This is a genomic window from Flavobacterium sp. P1_E4 (genome assembly GCF_056405915.1).
Map to the genome: position 1 here is coordinate 187,071 of NZ_JBFUBE010000007.1, position 20,072 is coordinate 207,142.

Sequence of the window (20,072 nt, forward strand, 5' to 3'; positions counted from 1 at the left end):
GATAACTACTCTCACTTATTGTTATCTATATAGAGTAAAGTGGCCTATAAATTCACGATCATCTTGAGAATGTCTCAATTTCAATACATACCAGTAATCACCCATTGGCAACTCCGTTCCATTGTACTTACCATCCCAAGATTGTCCTGCACCAAAAGTACCTACTTGACGTCCATAACGATCATACACCACAAATTTAATATCTGGATAGTTTTCTGTATTGGTTGGTTTCCAATTATCATTAGTGCCATCTCCAGTTGGTGTAAATATTGGTGGTATTTTAATATCTATAAACTCAAAATACTTAGTAACTGATGCCATACAACCATGACTGTCAATTACTGTCACCATGTACTCTCCAGATCTATAATAAATAAATTTATTGTTAGAACCAATTGATTCACCATTAACCATGTATTGATAAACCTCAGTACCTCCTTTAGCAGTAAACACAATTTCATTTAATCCTCCAAGATCAACAGAAAGAGTCAATGGATCAATTTTTTCAATTGGAAAGATGTTCGACACTTCATAACAGTTGTTTTTTGTATGATGAACCATTACAAAGTGATCCCCCGGAGCTAGATTTGTAAATTTATTACTTGCTTGCTCAGCACCAGTACCATCCAAAGAGTACATAACATCCGCTGGATTATTACTAACATCAATTTTTACTATAACCCAGTTGATTGGTAAATTATCTTCACAAGTTTCAGTAGGATCTGCAGTTGGATTTAGAACAACAGGTAGGTCTAATAATACATCCAATGAAACTGGACATGTGTTTGCATCTTGTACAATTACTGTATGTTTACCTCCTGAAAGATCTTTATAAGGTTCTCCTACTATATATGGGACAAATGCTCCACCGTCTATACTCGTGCTGTAAGGAGCGATTCCTCCTGATATAGTAATACCAAAGGACGCTTTATCTCCTGCACATAGTGCTTGTTGTACTGTAGCAAGATCAACGTTAGCGACAATTGGCAGTGGCTCCTCAATTTTGAAATCATAAACGTGGTTACAACCTCTCTCATCTTGAATAATTGCCTGATATTGACCAACTTTCAAATTCAAAAAGGTTCCGCTGTCCAAAAATTTATCCAGATCAGGACTCAACGCAAATTTGATAACTCCCGTACCACCTGAAGCAGTAAGTTCCAATTTACCATCTCCATTACCATTACAAGTTACATCTGTCACAACTGGTGTATAGATTAATGCCGCTGTAGGTTGCGTAATCGTAATTGGTTTACGAGCTGATGTACAATCACCACTTTTAACTTCCACCAAATAGTCACCTGCCAAAAGTTGTGTGAAATGACCTGGTTCAAGTTGAACAGGCGCTGGTGTAATAACATTGCCGGAACCATCAAATAATGTATAAATGTAATTTCCAGAACCTCCTTTAGCAATTGCAGTTATCTGTCCGTTATTATCTCCTAAACAATTAATATATGGATTGTCATTTTCATATTTAAAATCTAATGGCTCTAAAGGAGTAACAGCTATTGTATTCGAATTAAAACTTACACAACCGTTACTATCTTTTACATAGTAAAGATGATCTACATCCACAGTTGTAAAAGGTACTGGGAAAGTTACTGAACTTGTAAATGTCCCTAAAACATTAGTGAAATTAGGATCTGCGCTATAGGTATAAGGTCCTGTACCTCCAGTTGCAGATAAAGTAAGAGTAGCCGCACTCAAACAAGTTTGAGCAGAAGCTTTAACCAAACTAGCCGTTACTACTGTTGGTTCGTTTATTACCACGGCATTTGTAACAGCAGAACAACCCCACGTATCTGAAACTATTACCCTGTAACTGCCTACTCCCAAGTTAGCAAACACATTGCTTGTCTGTGGACCATTTAGCGTCACTGTTCCGTCACTATAAGTAGATTCTAATGTATAATTATAAAAACCTGATCCTCCTGTAACGGGTTGCTCTACTGTCAAGATTACATTGGTATCACCAAAACAAGCCAAAGTAAGTTTATCAGCCAACAAAACAGCTGTGATAGGTGTTGGGTTCACTAAAGTCACAGCTACTTTATCAATGCATTTTTTGGAATCTCTCACTTTTACAATATAATCACCAGCGATTAGACTTGTAAAGTTTGATGAAGATCCCCAACCTGTTATAACTGCTCCAGAAACTAATTCCAATTGGAATTCATAAGCACCCGGCCATCCGCCAACGGCATTAGCTGAAATAGATCCATCATTATTGCCAGTCACACAAGTAATTGGTGTATGAGTTTCACTAATTTCTAATTCAGCTGCTGGTTGACTAATAGTAAATGTAGTTTCTACCGTACAGTAAGGAGTACTCAATAAAGTTGCAGTAACTGTATATTGACCCGCAGTTAAACCCGTAAGATTCAATGGCCCTGCATTTGATAAATTTCCACTACTTGGTACGGGTCCAACAACTGTATAACTAAAAGCTCCTGCTTCATTTGTTGGATTTGGCAATTTATCAATCAAATTAATAGTTACCGCTCCTTCATTTGAACCAAAACAAACTACATCACTTGTTTTCACAGCATCCAACAGGAATGTATTTGGCTCATTAACATAATGTACTTTTTGTATGCTACATCCTGTTGCAGGATTTGTTGCAGTAATAATGTAATTACCAACTTTTAAGCCTGTAAAGATTCCAGTTGTATTAGTTGGGAATGTCAGAACTCCGCTTACATCAACTAAATCATATGTAGTTCCTGCAATAGCAGTCCCAGAAGGATCTACTGCAGTTACAGTAATACTCTCAAGATTATTACAGGTAATTGCAGTTTTAACTACATTAATTTCATCCAAACGAATGTATTCATCGATGATAATTGGTAACGCTGAAGTACCCATACAACCATTATCATCATATACATTTACAGTATAAGAACCTCCTGCAAAATCTACCTCTGTATATACATTATTTACTCCTTTTTGTACTGGAAGAATAGTTCCTGCTTTGAAGAACTCGTATACCACATAGTTTCCTGAACCACCACTAATATTAGCAGGATTAACAGTAATAGTTGCAGAACTAGCTTCGTTAGTTCCTGTAGCACATGCAAATTGCGCAACATTTACAGCATTCGTATTTACAACAATTAAACCTGGTTCAACAACTTTAACTCTTGAAGTACCCTCGCATCCTCTTCCAGAAGTCACCGTTACCGTATAATCATTTAAAAGTTGACTAGCACGTAGATTCTCAAAAATAGGCGAGTTTTGAACTGGTCTAGAAACTGGATTACCCATAATATCAATACCTGACAACGCGTAAGTATATATAGGATTGTCGTTTGTAGCTGCAATAGCGACTAAAACAGTTCCATCCGAACCTCCATTACAACTTACTGGTGTTACTGTACTAGTTATTGCTGTAACATCCGTTGGAACAGTAATAATAACTTGAACACCTTTTTCACAAAGTGTACCTAAGTCTCTTACTTTGAAATTATAAGTTCCAGGCGCTAAACCTCCAAAAACAGCTGAAGATTGTTTGCTTACCCAATTGTCTTTAGTATACTCATAGTTATTAGCTGGTGTCACCGTTCCACCAGCAGCGAATAAAGTAATTTCTCCATCAGCATCTTTACATGTTGGTAACAAAGAAACTTCTCCACGTAATGTCAAAGGTTCTAAAATGGTAGTTGCTGTAGCTGTTGTTACACATTGATTTTTATCCATTACAGATACCGTGTAATTTCCGGGAGCATCCACAATAAAGAATGCATTATCTTGGAATTGAACTCCATCTAAACTGTATTTCAAAGGAGCTACGCCACTTGCAGTAACATCAATTCTATAACCTGCAGTACTAGCACATTGGCTTAGCACACTAACTTTTGCAATTGCAGGCATAGGATCCTTCATAATTTGTACTGTTTTAAAAGCAGGACATCCTTGACTATCTTTTACATATACATCATACGCATCAAACAACGGGGCAATTTTTGTTGTAACAAAAGTTTTCGTATTTGAAGCTTTGTAATCTGTATTTGTTGGAATTTGTCCAGCTGGCACAAATGCATATGTAAAACCAGGTGTACCTCCTACAATTGTAGATTCATCCACAGTAAGAACTGAACCTGTATTATTACAGTTTTGATTTACATTACTTATAACTAATCCACTTAAATTTAAAACTGGCGGCTGTGTAATTCCAACAGCTGTAGAACTAACTGTACAAGATGGATATGCACTTTGAGCAACTTCAACTCTATATTTAGTACCAGCTGCTAATCCGAAAGGAATAACAAATGGGTTAGTAGAAGTATTTCCAGAACCTGAAGTTACTGCTACCGGGTTTGTTCCGTTGAATACTTTGTATGTATAAGCACCAGAATAATCAGTAACATTAATTTCAATAGCACCATCCGTTCCACCATTACAACTTACATTAGAAGTAACAGAAGCAGCCACTTCCATAATATTGAATAATGGTACTGAATAGACATTAGAAACAATACTACAACCTGTAGTTTTATCAGTGATTTTAAATTCATAATAACTACCAGCCGTTGAAGCAGTATAATTGAAAGTAAGAGCAGCCAGTGGAATTGCAGGAGTACTGTAAGCACCTCCATTAATAGCCACTTGATATTCAAAATTAGTAGGAGATGCTCCACCCACAATATCAACTTTTATCACTTCGCCTGTGTTATTACATGCCGCTTTGGTAACAAGACTTGCAGTAGCAGACACTAATCGAGGGAATTTAGCAATTGGTATTTGAACATCATCCATACAACCATTCGCATCTTTCACAAAATAGGTTAGGTTTTGAGTAGATCCATTATCTATAACTGTAAATGTATTAGTGGTCTTCCAAGTAGTTCCGTTTTCACTATAAGTGTAATCCGAAATAGCACCTGTTCCTGCCCCCCCCGTACCTGTTACAGTAACTGTCGTTACATTTACAGTATTTGCAGGCGAACACGTGAATGCCGATGCAGTTGCAGCTGCCGTTACAACAACTGGAGCATTAATAACTACTGTCTTTGGAGTTGAACATCCTCTTTCAGATGTAACTGTTACACTATAAGTACCGGCAATTAATCCTGTGAATAATCCATTATTAACTTGTGTTATAGTAGACCCAGCAGTAGGAGCAGTTCTAACAATTGAATAAGTATAATCCGGGTTATTATTACCAGCTGCTAAAGTCACCAAAATAGATCCATTACCAATATTTCCTTGTGTTCCAATACAACTTGGTGAAGTAGGTGTTGCTGTATACGTAACAGGAGTCGGTGCTACCATCACAATTGCATTTGCAATCGGATATGAACAACCTCTAGCATCATATACCACAAAAACATAACTTCCTGGAGCTGAAGATACTACTGAATAATTAGCAGTATTTGACCCTGCAGGGAACGCAATCGGTGCTGATGCTGCAGCACCGTCTTTTGCTACAGTATAGGTATAAGAACCATATCCACCTACAGCATCAATTTTAATAGCTCCATTAACAGTTCCTGTACAGAAAATGTCTTTTAAGTTTTGTGCAGTAGCAAAAAGCTGTGGCTCAATAACTCTATTTAAAGGTACTGTTGATTCACACCCATAAGCATCTTTAACCACAACATCATAACTGCCTGGAGCTAGATTCTTAAAGGTATAAGTACCATTTGGCGTTGGCAAAGTATTACTTGGACTAAATGTATTACCATTATCAATACTGAAAAGATAAGGAGCAACTCCCAATGAAGCGTTTACCACTAATGTTGCCCCATTCACAGTATCATAACAAAAATCTGAAGTTGCAGCAATCGCAGCCGTTGGATTAGTTGGAGTCACTAAATTGAATGAATCTGTTACCACACAACCATTAGCGTCTTTTACAGAAATACTGTAAAGTCCTGTTTGTGTAAGGCCACCAAAAACTCCCGTATTATTAGTCAATAAAACATTATTTGGTTGTTTTACAGTGTATTCGTAATTACCCCATCCACCTGTTGCTGTAATTTTCACTGCACCAAATGTTGTACAACCCAATGGTGTCACCACTTTTGAAGCAATTGCCAAAGCAGCCGCTGGAGCATCAATATCGAAATTAATAAGTTTTGGACAAGCTGTTACATTATCAATTACCTTGATAGTATGCGGTCCTTTCGCTAATCCTGTTAAATTAATTGTTGAAGATGACAAATTACCAGGAACTGCAACTCCATCCAACTCATAACGGTAAGTTGCTGTTGAAGCAAAACCAGAAACAAAGAAACTCGCTTTACCATCTGCAGCTGTAGAACAAGTAATTCCAGTTGTGGATTGCTCTACAATGTTGATTTTAACAACGTCTTTAATTTCATACGGTAATTGTTTCACACAACCAGTCGCCGCATAAGTTACTTGGAAAACATAGTTTCCTGGGGCTAAATTTGTAAAAACACCACTAGTTGCACCAGTTACATTAGATGTAGCCGAACTAGGCGAAACAATTTGATACGTTAAGCCAGTAGTAACCGGACCAGCAGAGTTTACAACATTTGAAATAGTAACATTAACAGCTGTTGTTGCACATGTAATAACAGCAGACGGTGTCATGGCGAAATTAGTTGGTGGATCTAATTTATCAATAGTAACCGAACTTGTAACCTCACAACCGTTAGCGTCTTTTATTGAGTAAGGAATAATTTGCGCACTTCCATTATCATCTACAGTGAACACATTTACAGTATCATAACCTTTACCATTAAAATTATATTGATAAGAACCTGTACCTGTTCCTGCAGTAACGTTTAAAGTTACCTTAGCCGGTTGTGGACTATTTCCAACACCACAAGAAAGTTTAATTATAGTTGGTGAACTAATTGCCAAAGCCAAATTAGGTTGACCAACAGTTATTGGCTTAGTGTATTCACATAGATTTGCTTTGCTTCTAACAGTTACTATATATGCTGTTGATCCTTTCAATAAATTAAATTGGTTTGAATCTTGATATGGATAAGAAACAGGGCCTCCCGTTAACTTATACTCAAATGGCCCCTCTCCAGAAGTCACATTAACTGTAATACTTCCGGTGTTGTCACCAAAACATTTCACATTTACAACCGATGTACCGAATACGGTAGGTACTTTAGCACCCACACTAATTGGCTGCGTAAAACTACAAACGTTATCAGTAATAACAAAAGTATAAGTATCTGAAGTGACGGCTGGATAATCAAATGAACTTCCAGTTATCGGCACATTACTTCCAAAAGCACCACTTCCAATTTTTACTTTATAAAAATATTTACCAGTACCAAGCCCTCCTTCAATATCAGCGTGAATGATAGCATTAGGTGATGCTGTACAATCCAATTGTTTATCAACCTTAAGATTGACAATAATTTCATCATTAATAGTATATGGTGCTTTTGCAACACACCCATTGTCGTCTTTTACGAAAAACGTATAATTTCCTGAAGCAGTAAGTTTAAAGTTTGGCAATATTTGGTATGCACCAGGTACTGCTACAGCAGGAAGTCCAGAACCTACTGCATAGGTTATAGAAGAACCCGTAAACACAGTACCAGAAATTGTTATCGTTTTTGGCATGTCAGCAGGACAAACAGCAGTGGTTGGTAATGCATTGATTGTTGGTGCTACATCATCAACCAAAGAGACAAATGCCGCTTTAATACAACCGTATGCGTCTTTTGCGTATACAATATAATTGCCTTGACTTCTCTTGAAGGTATTAGCAGTCATTGCGGCAGTGAACGTAGCCGAAAAAGTTGGATTAGTAGTAATATTATCAGTAGCATCAATTATACCAGCTGTTCCTGCATCAGTGAAAATTTGGTATAAATAAGGTCCTGTTCCATCTTTAGCAATGGCTGTAATGATTCCAGCATTGGCCACACATGTATTTGATTTTTTTGTAACTGATGCGGAAACGGATAAAAGAATTGCAGATTCAGTAATGTTGAAATATGCAGACACTTTACTACAACCAGCATTAGTTGCCCCTACATCTTCTGTAACTAAAACAAAATAATTACCCGTTGGTAAATTACCAAAATTATTCACTACCAATGAACCACTGGCTGGAATTGTAGCTGAAACAAGTCCCCCTATTGGAGCAACCGTAAGTGAATTATAAATTTGATATTTTACAGGTGTTGCTGCCCCATAACTCTGATTAATAGTAAAAGAAACATTCCCGTTTGCCGATCCCGTACAAGTAATATTATTTGCTTTTAAAGGATTTACTGATATTGTTGAACTTGTTGGAATAGGTGCAGTTGAAGTTTCATAATAGTAACATCCAGTTCCAGTTCCCCCATGAGCAGCATCAGCATCATATACCATAAATGTATAGCTTACACCAGGTATTAAATTACCAAAAGTTGCTTTTTTACTACCTGCTGGTGACTCCGGTTTCCAACTAGGATCTGCGGCATTAAACACTACACCAGGTCCTGTATAAATTCTAAAATAGAAAGGACCTGTACCTGTTATACTCCCTAAAGGTAAATTCCCTATAGAAACAGTTGCAGATCCAAGTGTAGTACAATCCGCTAGGGGCACAATATTAATATCTAGATCATTTGGAGGAGAGGCAACCAAAATATCTTGTTGAATTTTAGAACAACCATTTGCATCTGTAATTATAATTTGATAAAGACCAAAATCAACTACATCAAATACCATAGCGCTACCTGTTTGGTTTGGAAATTTTTTATCATAACCATTCACCCCGGTGACGTGATAAATATAATTAGGTGTTCCTCCGCTAACCGAAAGAATTGTAATTTTTCCTAATGAAACTCCACCTGTTGAATTACAAGTAATAGGATCTGCTTTATAATTTAAAATAATAGGCGTTGGCTCAGCAATATTTATAAGTTCTGTATCATAACATCCTTTTGCATCAGTAGCAGTAATCTTATAATCCCCTGCTTTCAAACCAGAAGTTTGAGTGCCATAATCTTGATATGTTGGTGCCAATCTTTCTACTCTAAATACAAACGGCTCTAAACCTTTTGTATCATCCATTGCAATAGCGATTGCAGCAGAGGCGTCCCCAGTACAATTAATTTTTTGCGTCACTGTAACTCCCACCGGTCCGGCGATTGCAACGTCATCAATCACAGGATCAACTTTAGCAGTAACTACGAAAGCTCCTGAAGTACTAGCACTACAACCACTGGCATCTTTTATTTTAAAAATATAACTACCAGGAGTTGCAGTTTTATAAACCGGTCCAGCAAAAGAAGTAAAAGTACCTCCATTTAAACTATATTCATAAGTATAAACACCTTTCCCTCCATCTCCACTCAACGTTATTTGTGCGCTATTTGATGTGAAAGGAGCAGTAAAAGCACATGTAATGTCTTTATCCAAAGTACCACTCACTGTTAATTTTGGAGCAACCGTTACGATATTACTAGGCGCTGTACAGCCATTCCCGTCCTTGATCGTAATCGTATAATCATCAGCTGCTGTTACAGTAAAAGTATTAGTAGACACAAAACTTCCACCATTCAAACTGTACATTGGCGTACCAAATACAGTTGCCCCTGGAGTAGCCGTTATAGTGTAAGTCCCTACCCCTAAACATTGCCCTACTGCACTAGCAGTTACTGTTGGCGCTGGATCTTTCACTACATTTACAGGAGTAAGTTTTTGAGGACAATTTCCATTTTTATCAACTACATAAACATCATAAGCTAAACCATAAACACCAGTATCTTTTGTAAAAATACCTGTAGTGTTATAATCTGTAGGGAAAACCGGGATTGCCGCACCTAATTTCACTACGGCATAATATAATGGTGATGTTCCACCAGAAGCTGTAACAGTAATTGTTGTTGATAAATTCGAACAGAAAACTTTAGTAGCATTTGCCGTTAAACCAGTAATCGCAGTTGGCTGAGAAAGTGTAACCGCGTCCGTATCCTGACATTTAGTTGCAGTATTCGTAACCGTAAATGTATAATTTTCTCCTCCTTTTAGATTAGAGTAAGTAATAACGTCTAATGCTTTAACGCCACCGGCAATTGTTCCTGAAATACTACCTACTAAAGTATAAGTATATCCTCCAGTTCTATTACCTGAAACTGTAAATTTAAGTACACCATTAGCAGCGCCATTACAAGTCACATCAGTAAAAATTGACCCAGAAGCCTGGATCGTTACAACAGGATTTATTGTATAATTACCTATTAGGGTACAATTATTAGCATCGGTTACTTTAAAGTAATAAGTACCTGAAGCTAGATTTGCAAAAGTATGACTATTAGTAGTTACACCTGTTACTACTGGATTAGTCGGTGCCACTCCTGCATCTGTACTTGTAATTTCAACTTTAAATGGACCAACACCGTTCAAAAACGATACGGTTAAATCAGTATCACCTTTTGTAGGATCACAAGTAATTGGATTTGCTTGCGCAAAAGTCATCGTTTTTGGAGGATTCAATGTATTCACCACAGGCGATACAGGAACGGTGTAAGGACAGTTGTTTGCATCATATACCACAATACTAACTGCACCAGGGACACTAGTTGTAAAGGTATTTGATGTTACAGCTGGTAGTACTCCATTATAACTGTATCTGTATGGATCAGTTCCGCTAAATGGTGTTCCATTGATTGCTGTAACGGTAATTGTCGCAGCTTGTGATGCGTTATTGGTATCACAAGTTAATTTAGTGGTAAGATTGGCGGTAGCAGTTAAACCATTTACAGGCTCTGTAATTGTAACCGTTTTTGAAAGAGAAGTACATTTTTTCTCATCTTTAACCTGAACATCATACGTTCCTGCTTTTAGATTATTAAACACATTCGTTGTTTGACTTACAACAGAACCAACAGGAGCAGTTGGAGTCAAAATATAAGTATACGTTCCAGAAGCTGGCACGCCAGTAACTGTAATACTTCCTGTAGCTCCAGATTTACATTTTACATCAACTTGAGAGAATGTAAAATCAGGTTTTACAAGTGCGTTTATCGTTCTGGAAACAACCGTTGTACAACTTTTACTGTCAGTAATTTCAAAATAATACGTTCCAGCCGTTGCTGCAGGATAAGTAAATACGCTTAGTCCAGCACCAACATTAGTATAAGTGCCGCTAAAAGGAACACCTGTTTTATTAACTCTGTATTTATAGTCTGGGTATCCGTTATCAATAGTAACTTCAATAGAAGCATCTGGAGAAGCTGGTGCTACGTCGCAATCCAAATCCGCTAACAAGCTAGTGCTTGCCGTCATTGGTAGAGCAATGGTTTGTTTCGCTAAAGGCAATGTACATCCAGTAGTAATATCAGATACTTCGATAGTATAATCACCTGGAACTAATCCAGAGAAAGTTCCACTAACCTGTGGCGTGCCTCCATTTATACTATATCTATAATTAGCTTGTGGCGACACAGTAGGAGTTACTATTAAGGTTGCTCCGGCCCCACCTGCACAATAAGTCGATGTTGCACTTATGCTTGCAGCAGGAAGTACTTTATCGTTAATTGTAAAATCAGCACCTGCCAGGCTACAACCACTTAAGTCTTTTACAGAAACCGAATAAGTTCCTGCTCCTAAATCAATGAATTTATTATTATTTACCTGAACAATTGCTGTACCTGCTGGTGACTTAGGGGTAACAGTATAGGTGTTCGTTCCCCAACCTCCAACAGCATTAATTGTTGCGGTACCTTTTGCTAAACAAGTAACGTGTGTCAATGTTGGAGCATTTAATTTTAAAACTGCTGATGGAGCTGTAATAGTCACAGGAGCTGAAACAGGGCAAGTAGTAGTTGTGTTTGTTACTATAATAGTATGAGCACCTGCACTTAATCCTGCTACCGGAATATCAAATGAAGTTCCCGTTGCAGGAGAAGTACCTGAAACTGCAGTTCTGGTGTCGACTTTATAAGTATAGCCAATCCCGTTTCCTAATCCTGAAACAGTAAATATAGCGGAACCATCTGCAGCATTTAAACATGCTTCATTAACAGATGATTTTAGAATTACTGTAAAAACAGGTAATGGAGTTATAGTATATATATCACTAAATCTACAATTATTGGCATCTTTTACTTCAAAAGTATATTCAACACCTGGATCTAAATTTGCAAATGAACTGCTTGCCTGAAATACAGTAGCTGTCGGTAAAACTATTCTGAACTGTAATCCCGAAGTAGCAATTACAACTCCACCACTATTTTTAACATTCGTAATCGTTACTGTCGCTTTATTAGTTGGACAAGTAAGCGCTGAATTGCCTATCGTCCATGAAGCTGGCTTATTCAATGCAGTGATTACCATCGCTGGAGTACTTGTTACTGAACAATTTTTCGAATCGGTAACTTTTACGGTATAACTTCCCGCAACGCTCAAATTAGGAAACAAACCGGTAGAATTGGAAGACACTATTGTTGTTCCTCTTATCAAATCAAAAGTATATCCACCATTTCCATTAGAAGCTGTTGCGGTAATAGTCGCAAGATTATCACAAGTATATGCTGTCGTAATAGAGGCAGAGATCGCTATAGGAGTTGGCTCGAGTACAGTAGCTGTACCACTATAAATACAACCTTTACTGTCTTTAATTTTATAAGGATACGACGTTCCGGCAACAGAACCAGCCAAAGAACCGTATGTCACTGTACCTGTAAAGCCTGAATTATTAAAACTATAAGTAAAAGGGGCAACACCTGTAAGTGCTTCCAACGTAACACTTCCATTATCAGGTGTTCCGCAAGTTTCATTAGTCACAGTAGATTTGCCTGTTACCACAACCAATGCATCTATTTTAGCATCACTACTATTTATAGAACAATTATTAGCATCTACAATTTTAAATTTATAAGTACCTGCAACAGCATTAGAATAGGTAAAAGTATTTCCATTTCCAACAGGTTGAACCAAAGTACCTCCAGTTCCAGAAATAAGTGAAACAACAAATGGTGCAGTTCCACCTGAAATTGTACCTGTAATCACAGCCTGGTTTGCAGGAGCTACATCACAGTCTAAAGACGTTGTAACAGGTGTAGCTACGGTCAATTTATCATTAATCGTTTGGGTTACTGCTACTGACTCACAACTATTTTTATCAACAACAATGAATGAATAATCACCTATTGCCGTAACAGGATATACAAATGAAGTTCCAGTGAAAGTTGCGCTCAAAGCACCGTAAGTCCCTGATCCTACTTTTACTTTATAACTGTATGGTGATGTTCCTCCACTTATTCCAACTGTGATGCTTGCATTTGAACCATCAAAACATAAACCTGCAGTTGGAGTAATAGATGCTGTTGGCCCTGTTGGTGTTGTTAGGGTTATTGGCGCAGATGCTGGTGATAAACAACTATTGGCATCTTTTACCATCACAGTATAGGTTCCTTGAGGAATATTTGTAAAAGTATTACTAGTCTGATATGCTTTATAAACACCAGACGCATTACTTAATTGGTATTGATAAGCCCCTGTTCCTCCGCTAACAGTAGTAACCGTAATGGAACCACCAGTTATACAAGTTGGAGCTGTTTGATCCAATTTAACAATTACAACCGCTTGTGGCGCATCAATTTTTGAATCAAATGAAAATTTACAAGTTCCCGCAACATCGTTTTTTACAATTACTTTATAAGTACCAACTCCAAGATATGAAACTGTTACAGGTGAAGTCTTTGAGTTAGTAAAGGAAGAACCATTATTAGTTGAGTAATAAAAACCTAAAGCTGGATCAAAATTTACTGCTGAGATGGTAATGCTACCATCTGCTGAAGTGCTACATTTTGTATTTTGAACCGATGGAGTTGTCGCTTTAAACGCATTATTAGAATCAATAACTACTGGGATTGATTTTTCATTACCACATGATTTTGGCATTTGATAAACCTTGATATCATCAATAGCCACATCATTACCACTAGTTTGTCTTACATTGGAACGAACAATAAATTTTAAAGTAGTATATGGTCCAGGATTAAGAGTAATGGCAGTTTTAGGATACACTTCCCATTTTTCTGATTTAGGAACACTACCAGTCGCAAACCAAGAGATTTCCGTTCCTGTTGCATCAACCAAAGCGACTCTTAAATCAGGATCAAATTGTCCATTAGTTTTGTTAAGCAAATTCATTGCATAAAACTCAAAATTAATAGGCTGATTAGGGATAATATCATTAATTACTTTTTGATACAATACATCTTGAGTAGCGATTTGATCACCAATATTTACCACCAAACTTCTACCTTTAGGTGTTGGAGGCACTGTTTGTGGAGTATGATCCCCTGGTTGAATCCAAGGACCAAAAGGGTTTACTATAAATGAAGTTACAGAATAATCACCGTCATTAATCGCAGTACTTCCTTTACATTGAGTAGCCGCAACTTGTCTTTCAAAACAATAAAAACTAGTGTTAATTCCAGGTGAAGTCGTATCATCTCCATACCCAAAATTTTCAGACAATAAATTACTGTAACTTGATACCGTTTGAATATTGTATTTTACAATTACAGTATGACTTCCATTAGGAACATTTGTAAACACATTACTTGTTATAGGAGTATTTGCAACAGGAGCAGCTGTTCCCGTTTTCAAATAATACTCATATGTATAAGTCGATCCGGTAGACACTGGAGTATTTACAACAATAGTTGCAGTAGCCGTACCATCACAATTGTAAACTGGTTTTATGTCATCATCTATTGCAGGATCGGCTGGCTTAGGATCCAAGATAACATTATACGGAATTTTATATTCACATCCTACATTATCTTTCACTCTTAAATCATAAGAAACCGTTGAGGATACCACATACTTAAATGGATCTGTTTGCCATGTAGAACCTCCATCAAAACTATATTTGTAGGGTGCAGTTCCTCCTTGAGCATTAGCAAAACGAATCAATCCTGTAGGCTGACCTCCTTGTAATGGACCACAACCTGCTAGTTCGCCTACACCTGCAGATGCCGTTAAAGCAGCAGCTGGTCCTGTTAACGTAATTGTTGGCATATTCGCATCAGCACAATAATCAACATCATTTAAGGTGTATCTTACTTTAGGTGTATACGGCGTATTGGCAACAAGACCAGTGAAAAGTGGATTAGTAGAATAATTAGCCCCACCATCAATACTATAATAAATCTTATAATTGCCAGCATTGGAAGTCAACAAAAATTCAATGGTTCCAGTAGTATCACCGTAACATACTACATTTGTTGATTTTACTGTATAAACAGGAGTCGCAAGCTTAGCCACAGGAATCGATGTACTCGCACTGCAACCTTTACTGTCCGTAACTACTATATCGTACTTACCTCCAGTAGGCAATGGGGTGCTCACTACAATTTGATTTGAGCTTTGAGAACTTGTAGAACCATTTACAAAATATTTAAAAGGACCTGTCCCATTAAAAGTATTTACTGTAATCATTCCATTTGTACAGGTTAAAGGTGTAGTAAGTACAGCCGTAACAGTAAACTTAGGAGGGTTAATAATTTCTATTTCCTCTGAATAATCACAACCGTCAGCTGTCCAAACCCTAACAGTATACTTACCTGCATTCAAAGCAGAATAACTATAATCACTTGCATTTATCGGACCTACTTCATTCACTGGTGTAGCTCCCTGATAGATGCTATAGTTATATTGAGGAAGAACATTATTGGCCTGTAAAGTTACACTCCCCTTTCCACCATAACAAAGTGGCTGAGTAACATTTACAGTAACGCTATATATCCTTTCTCTAATGTAAACATTAAGAACTTTAAAAAGACAAGCATTTGTCACACCGATCTGTCTAATATAAACGTCATGATAACCCGCCGCTACATCAGCAAAAATATTACTCGCTTGATATGTTCCAGTTCCACCATTGTCTAAACTGAACTCATAACCTGACGCAGGAATATTGTTAACGGTAATTTGCCCCTTGGTGTCACAAGTAATATCTCTAGGTGTAACTTTTGGGTTTAGGAGATTTTGAAATGCGTTAAAATAAAACACACTAAAACATCCTCCCGTATAATTTATCGTAAGCCTAAATTGTCCGGCAGTTTTTACATCATAATCCGGACCCGTTCCCACTTGGGACCAACTACACGTTGTCTTTTCGTTGGCGCAAATAGTCGTACTGGTTGCCGCTGGACAAGTTCCATTTTCATTTAATTTTTCCCAAATAATTGATGTTGCATCATTAATTCCTGTTTTAATAGCACGAACATCATTAGCTCCACAAAGAAAAATATTAGGCAATAATTTTCCATTGATAGTACATGTTGTCACTGAACCTCCATAAGGCGCTTGTGCATAAGGAATCACCGGATTCGAAATTGTGCTTCCAAAAGGGACAACTGTTATTTCTTCATCAATGGACTTACAGGTCGCAGCAGCAGTAGCATGAACATAATAAACTCCTGTTTGAGTAGCCGTAAACGTTTGGCCTGTTCCTATTGATGGCCCATTTAAAGTTTTTGACCAAACATAACTGCTGTATCCACTTGAAGCTGTAAGCACGACACTGGTGTTACATAAAATAAATTTTTTGGTAAATTTACAATCGGTAATTCCTACCAAAAAATTGGTAGGTGCACCAGTCCCAAAATTACAAACTGTAGAGGCAAAACTCCCCTCCTCAATAACGGGAGTTTTATTAATAGCACCTTGATAACTTGCAAAAGCCTGATTCTTTATTTCATTTGAACAGGCATCACTCAACAAGTTACAATCCGGAACCACTTGTACTTTTAATCGAATTGTAAATATTGGATCCCCAATTTGCACCGAAGAATTAGGAACTTGAAAAATTATTGTTCGTGTAGCGGCATTATATGATAGCACTGTAGCTCCTCCAGAATTCGTTAAATCTATAGCAGTAAGATCTGTCGGATAATTGAATATAACATTTTTAGGAAGCACATCCTTAATAATCATATATTGTCCTGTAGGATTATCAGGTGTAACTGTTCCTGTCACATTATCATTACCTACATTTTGATAACTGATTTCATAAAACAATCGATCTGCCAGCAAAACCTCTTGACCTCCAATATCAGTACCTACAGCATTTTTTACTATTTTGGTGAGCTCAATGTCTGGCGCAATAACATCTACCGCATAGGCATTAAAAAAAACAAAAACAGGATCTGCCTGCCCTCTGGCTACTTGTAAGGTAAAAGAGGTATTAGTTGCATCGTGATCTATATACTCAGGCTGAGCTGACTTTACTTGTAACATCCCCGTGTCGTAACCCAAAGTATTACTTCCCGCAGGATTTCTAGGAGTTGAAACACCATTGGTATTTTCAATAACAGAACCAAAAAAATTATTTGCGGATCTTAACGGTGTTGTTACTTCTTTTGTATCAAATTCTAATTTGGTCCCTCCCTGAGGTTTATCACCATCTAAAGCGGCATAAGCAAATTCTAAATCAATATTACCAGATGGGGGGGTTATAAATCCAGAAACAGGAATTTTTTCGTAATGGGATGAATACACATGACTAAATCCGTCAAAAACATTAAATGATTTCATATTAAGACTTGGATCCTCATAAACCACAAAAAGGGTCCATCCGGCAGACAATCCAGTTGAACCATTAGTACCAGTACTTGAAACCACATCCGCCACAGTATAAGTCCCCGCCATAGTTGGCAACTTATTCAAGTAACTAGTTACATCTGCATAACAAGCATAGGGTTTATTCGAATCGGGATCTATGGGAGTGGTTCCAGCATCATAGACTACCGTCCCAACAATATTCTCATAGGTTGTGGCACCTGGTAATTTTAACTTTACCTTGTGTATATCAGTCCTACTCCCACTTTGTAACATCGCACTCCAATATAAAGCGGCATAGGCTACTCTGTAACAAGTAGAAGGGGTTCCATTTTTTTGTTTTGGAATTATTACATCGGCACTGCTTGAGTTGAAAGTAGTAGCATCCCCATCAATATCAACATATTGCATTGATATATCTTGGTTAGACTTCGTGTTGTCATTATAAGGCAGAACCTTATCATAACTCAGAATATTATTTCCCGCTACAGTCATACCACCTCTTACATCTATTTTTTTCCTAATAGAAAAAGTCTTATATGTCTGTGCCACAGAAGTAAAACTCAATAAAAGAATAAAAACAGTAAAAACTGCTTTACAAAAAGTAGGTTTTTTCATGGTAATCATATTTAGGATGAATTCATTTTTTTTAAACCTATTGGGGAAAGGTTAAAAAAAAATTAAATTCATAATTTATATTAAATGCTTTTTTAACATTTTAAATACTAAAAAACTTATAATCTATTAAAATTAGAATTTCGTTTAACATTCAAAAATATTATTAAATATAGTACAAAGATTACAATTTATTAAAATGATGTTATTTTAAACAAAATATTTGCACTTAAACGGCTAAAATAAACATTATCCAACAATAACAAATAGTATTTTGTAACTATTTATACTTAACCTCTTAAATCTTATTAATTATTTCTGAATTTTAACAATAACCATTTTACCGTTATATGGTTTCTTACCTTTCTCTCCTAACGCCTGAGTAGCTTCATCCAAATTATCGAACATTGCTTCGTAAATAAAATATTTACTTGAACTGGCATCATAGAAGAAATTCACGTCTTTTTGACCGGCTGCTACTGTTTTAGTAACAAATGCATCTCGTTTTTGAGCATCAGTATGAACGGCCAATATTAAATAATAACCACTTTCAACATTCTTATTATTTTTAATAATCTGCATGTTGGACTGACTTTCTCCAAAATCAAAATCTTCCGCTTTTAATGGTGTACTACTTACTTTCGTAGTTTCTTTTATTCGTTTAAGAGTAGCCAAATCTTGCGTATAACGATCTTGATCATTCAAAGAAGCTGCACGCTTAATTCTACGTTTTTTCTCTATCTCCGTTTCAACTTTGATTTGTTCAAGTTTAGCAGCCATGATAGCATTAGATTGCTCCGCTTTTGCCTGTTCCGCTTTTAAATTCTCAATAGTCTTTAAATAATTTTGATTGATCAAATCATTTTTTGGAGTCTTTTTAAGTCTTTCAGCATAAAGTCTATTAAACTCATCCAATGACTCAGCCTGAGCTCTATTGACCTCTGCAATTTGCGCCTTAATAGATTCTAGCTCGGCATTTTCAGCAGACGTGCTTTTGAATTCCACTGTCGTTTTTACAATACCTTTATCACTTAAATCATTTTCTTCTCTCATTTCTTTCAATGCTTTTTGCTTATTGGCCACAGAAGCATCCAAACGACTTAACAATTGTTGTTGTTTACGCTTAGAATCTTCAAGAGTCTTGGTCAAATTATCCATTGATTTACCATATTCGTCTTTAGGCATAGCATCAGCTTTGGCTTTAGCAAGCGCCTCAACAGCCAATTTTGCGGCAGCAGCAGCTTCAATTTTATCTTGCTCAGCCTGAGCAGCTGCATCGGCTTTAGCTTTAGCATCTGCAGCAAGTTTCGCGGCGGCGGCATCAGCATCTGCTTTCACTTTGGCGTCAGCGGCAAGTTTCGCAGCAGCTGCATCTGCTTTGGCTTTATTATCAGCAGCCAATTTTGTGGCAGCTGCATCAGCATCTGCTTTAGCTTTAGCATCGGCAGCAAGTTTCGCAGCAGCAGCATCAGCATCTGCTTTAGCTTTAGCATCTGCAGCAAGTTTCACAGCAGCGGCATCAGCGTCAGCTTTAGCTTTAGCTTTATTATCAGCGGCAAGTTTCGCGGCAGTGGCATCAGCATCTGCTTTAGCTTTAGCATCTGCAGCAAGTTTCACAGCAGCGGCATCGGCAGCGGCTTTAGCTTTAGCATCTGCAGCAAGTTTCACAGCAGCGGCATCAGCGTCAGCTTTAGCTTTATTATCAGCAGCAAGTTTTGCGGCAGCGGCATCAGCATCAGCTTTGGCTTTATTATCAGCGGCAAGTTTCGCGGCAGTGGCATCAGCATCTGCTTTAGCTTTATTATCAGCAGCCAATTTTGCAGCGGCGGCATCAGCATCAGCTTTGGCTTTATTATCAGCGGCAAGTTTCGCGGCAGTGGCATCAGCATCTGCTTTAGCTTTAGCATCTGCAGCAAGTTTCACAGCAGCGGCATCAGCGTCAGCTTTAA

General features: G+C 37.4%; 1 protein-coding gene and 1 pseudogene. Both read right to left on the reverse strand.

Features of this window, described 5'->3' with window-relative positions:
• Positions 1-21 precede the first annotated feature (21 nt).
• On the reverse strand, positions 22-18,126 hold the full coding sequence (locus AC1DY0_RS09485) for a T9SS type B sorting domain-containing protein (RefSeq protein ID WP_477188364.1): 18,105 nt from the start codon (positions 18,124-18,126) through the stop codon (positions 22-24).
• 309 nt (positions 18,127-18,435) lie between these two features.
• Positions 18,436-20,072, reverse strand: a pseudogene (locus tag AC1DY0_RS09490) (PorP/SprF family type IX secretion system membrane protein); the annotation flags it as partial.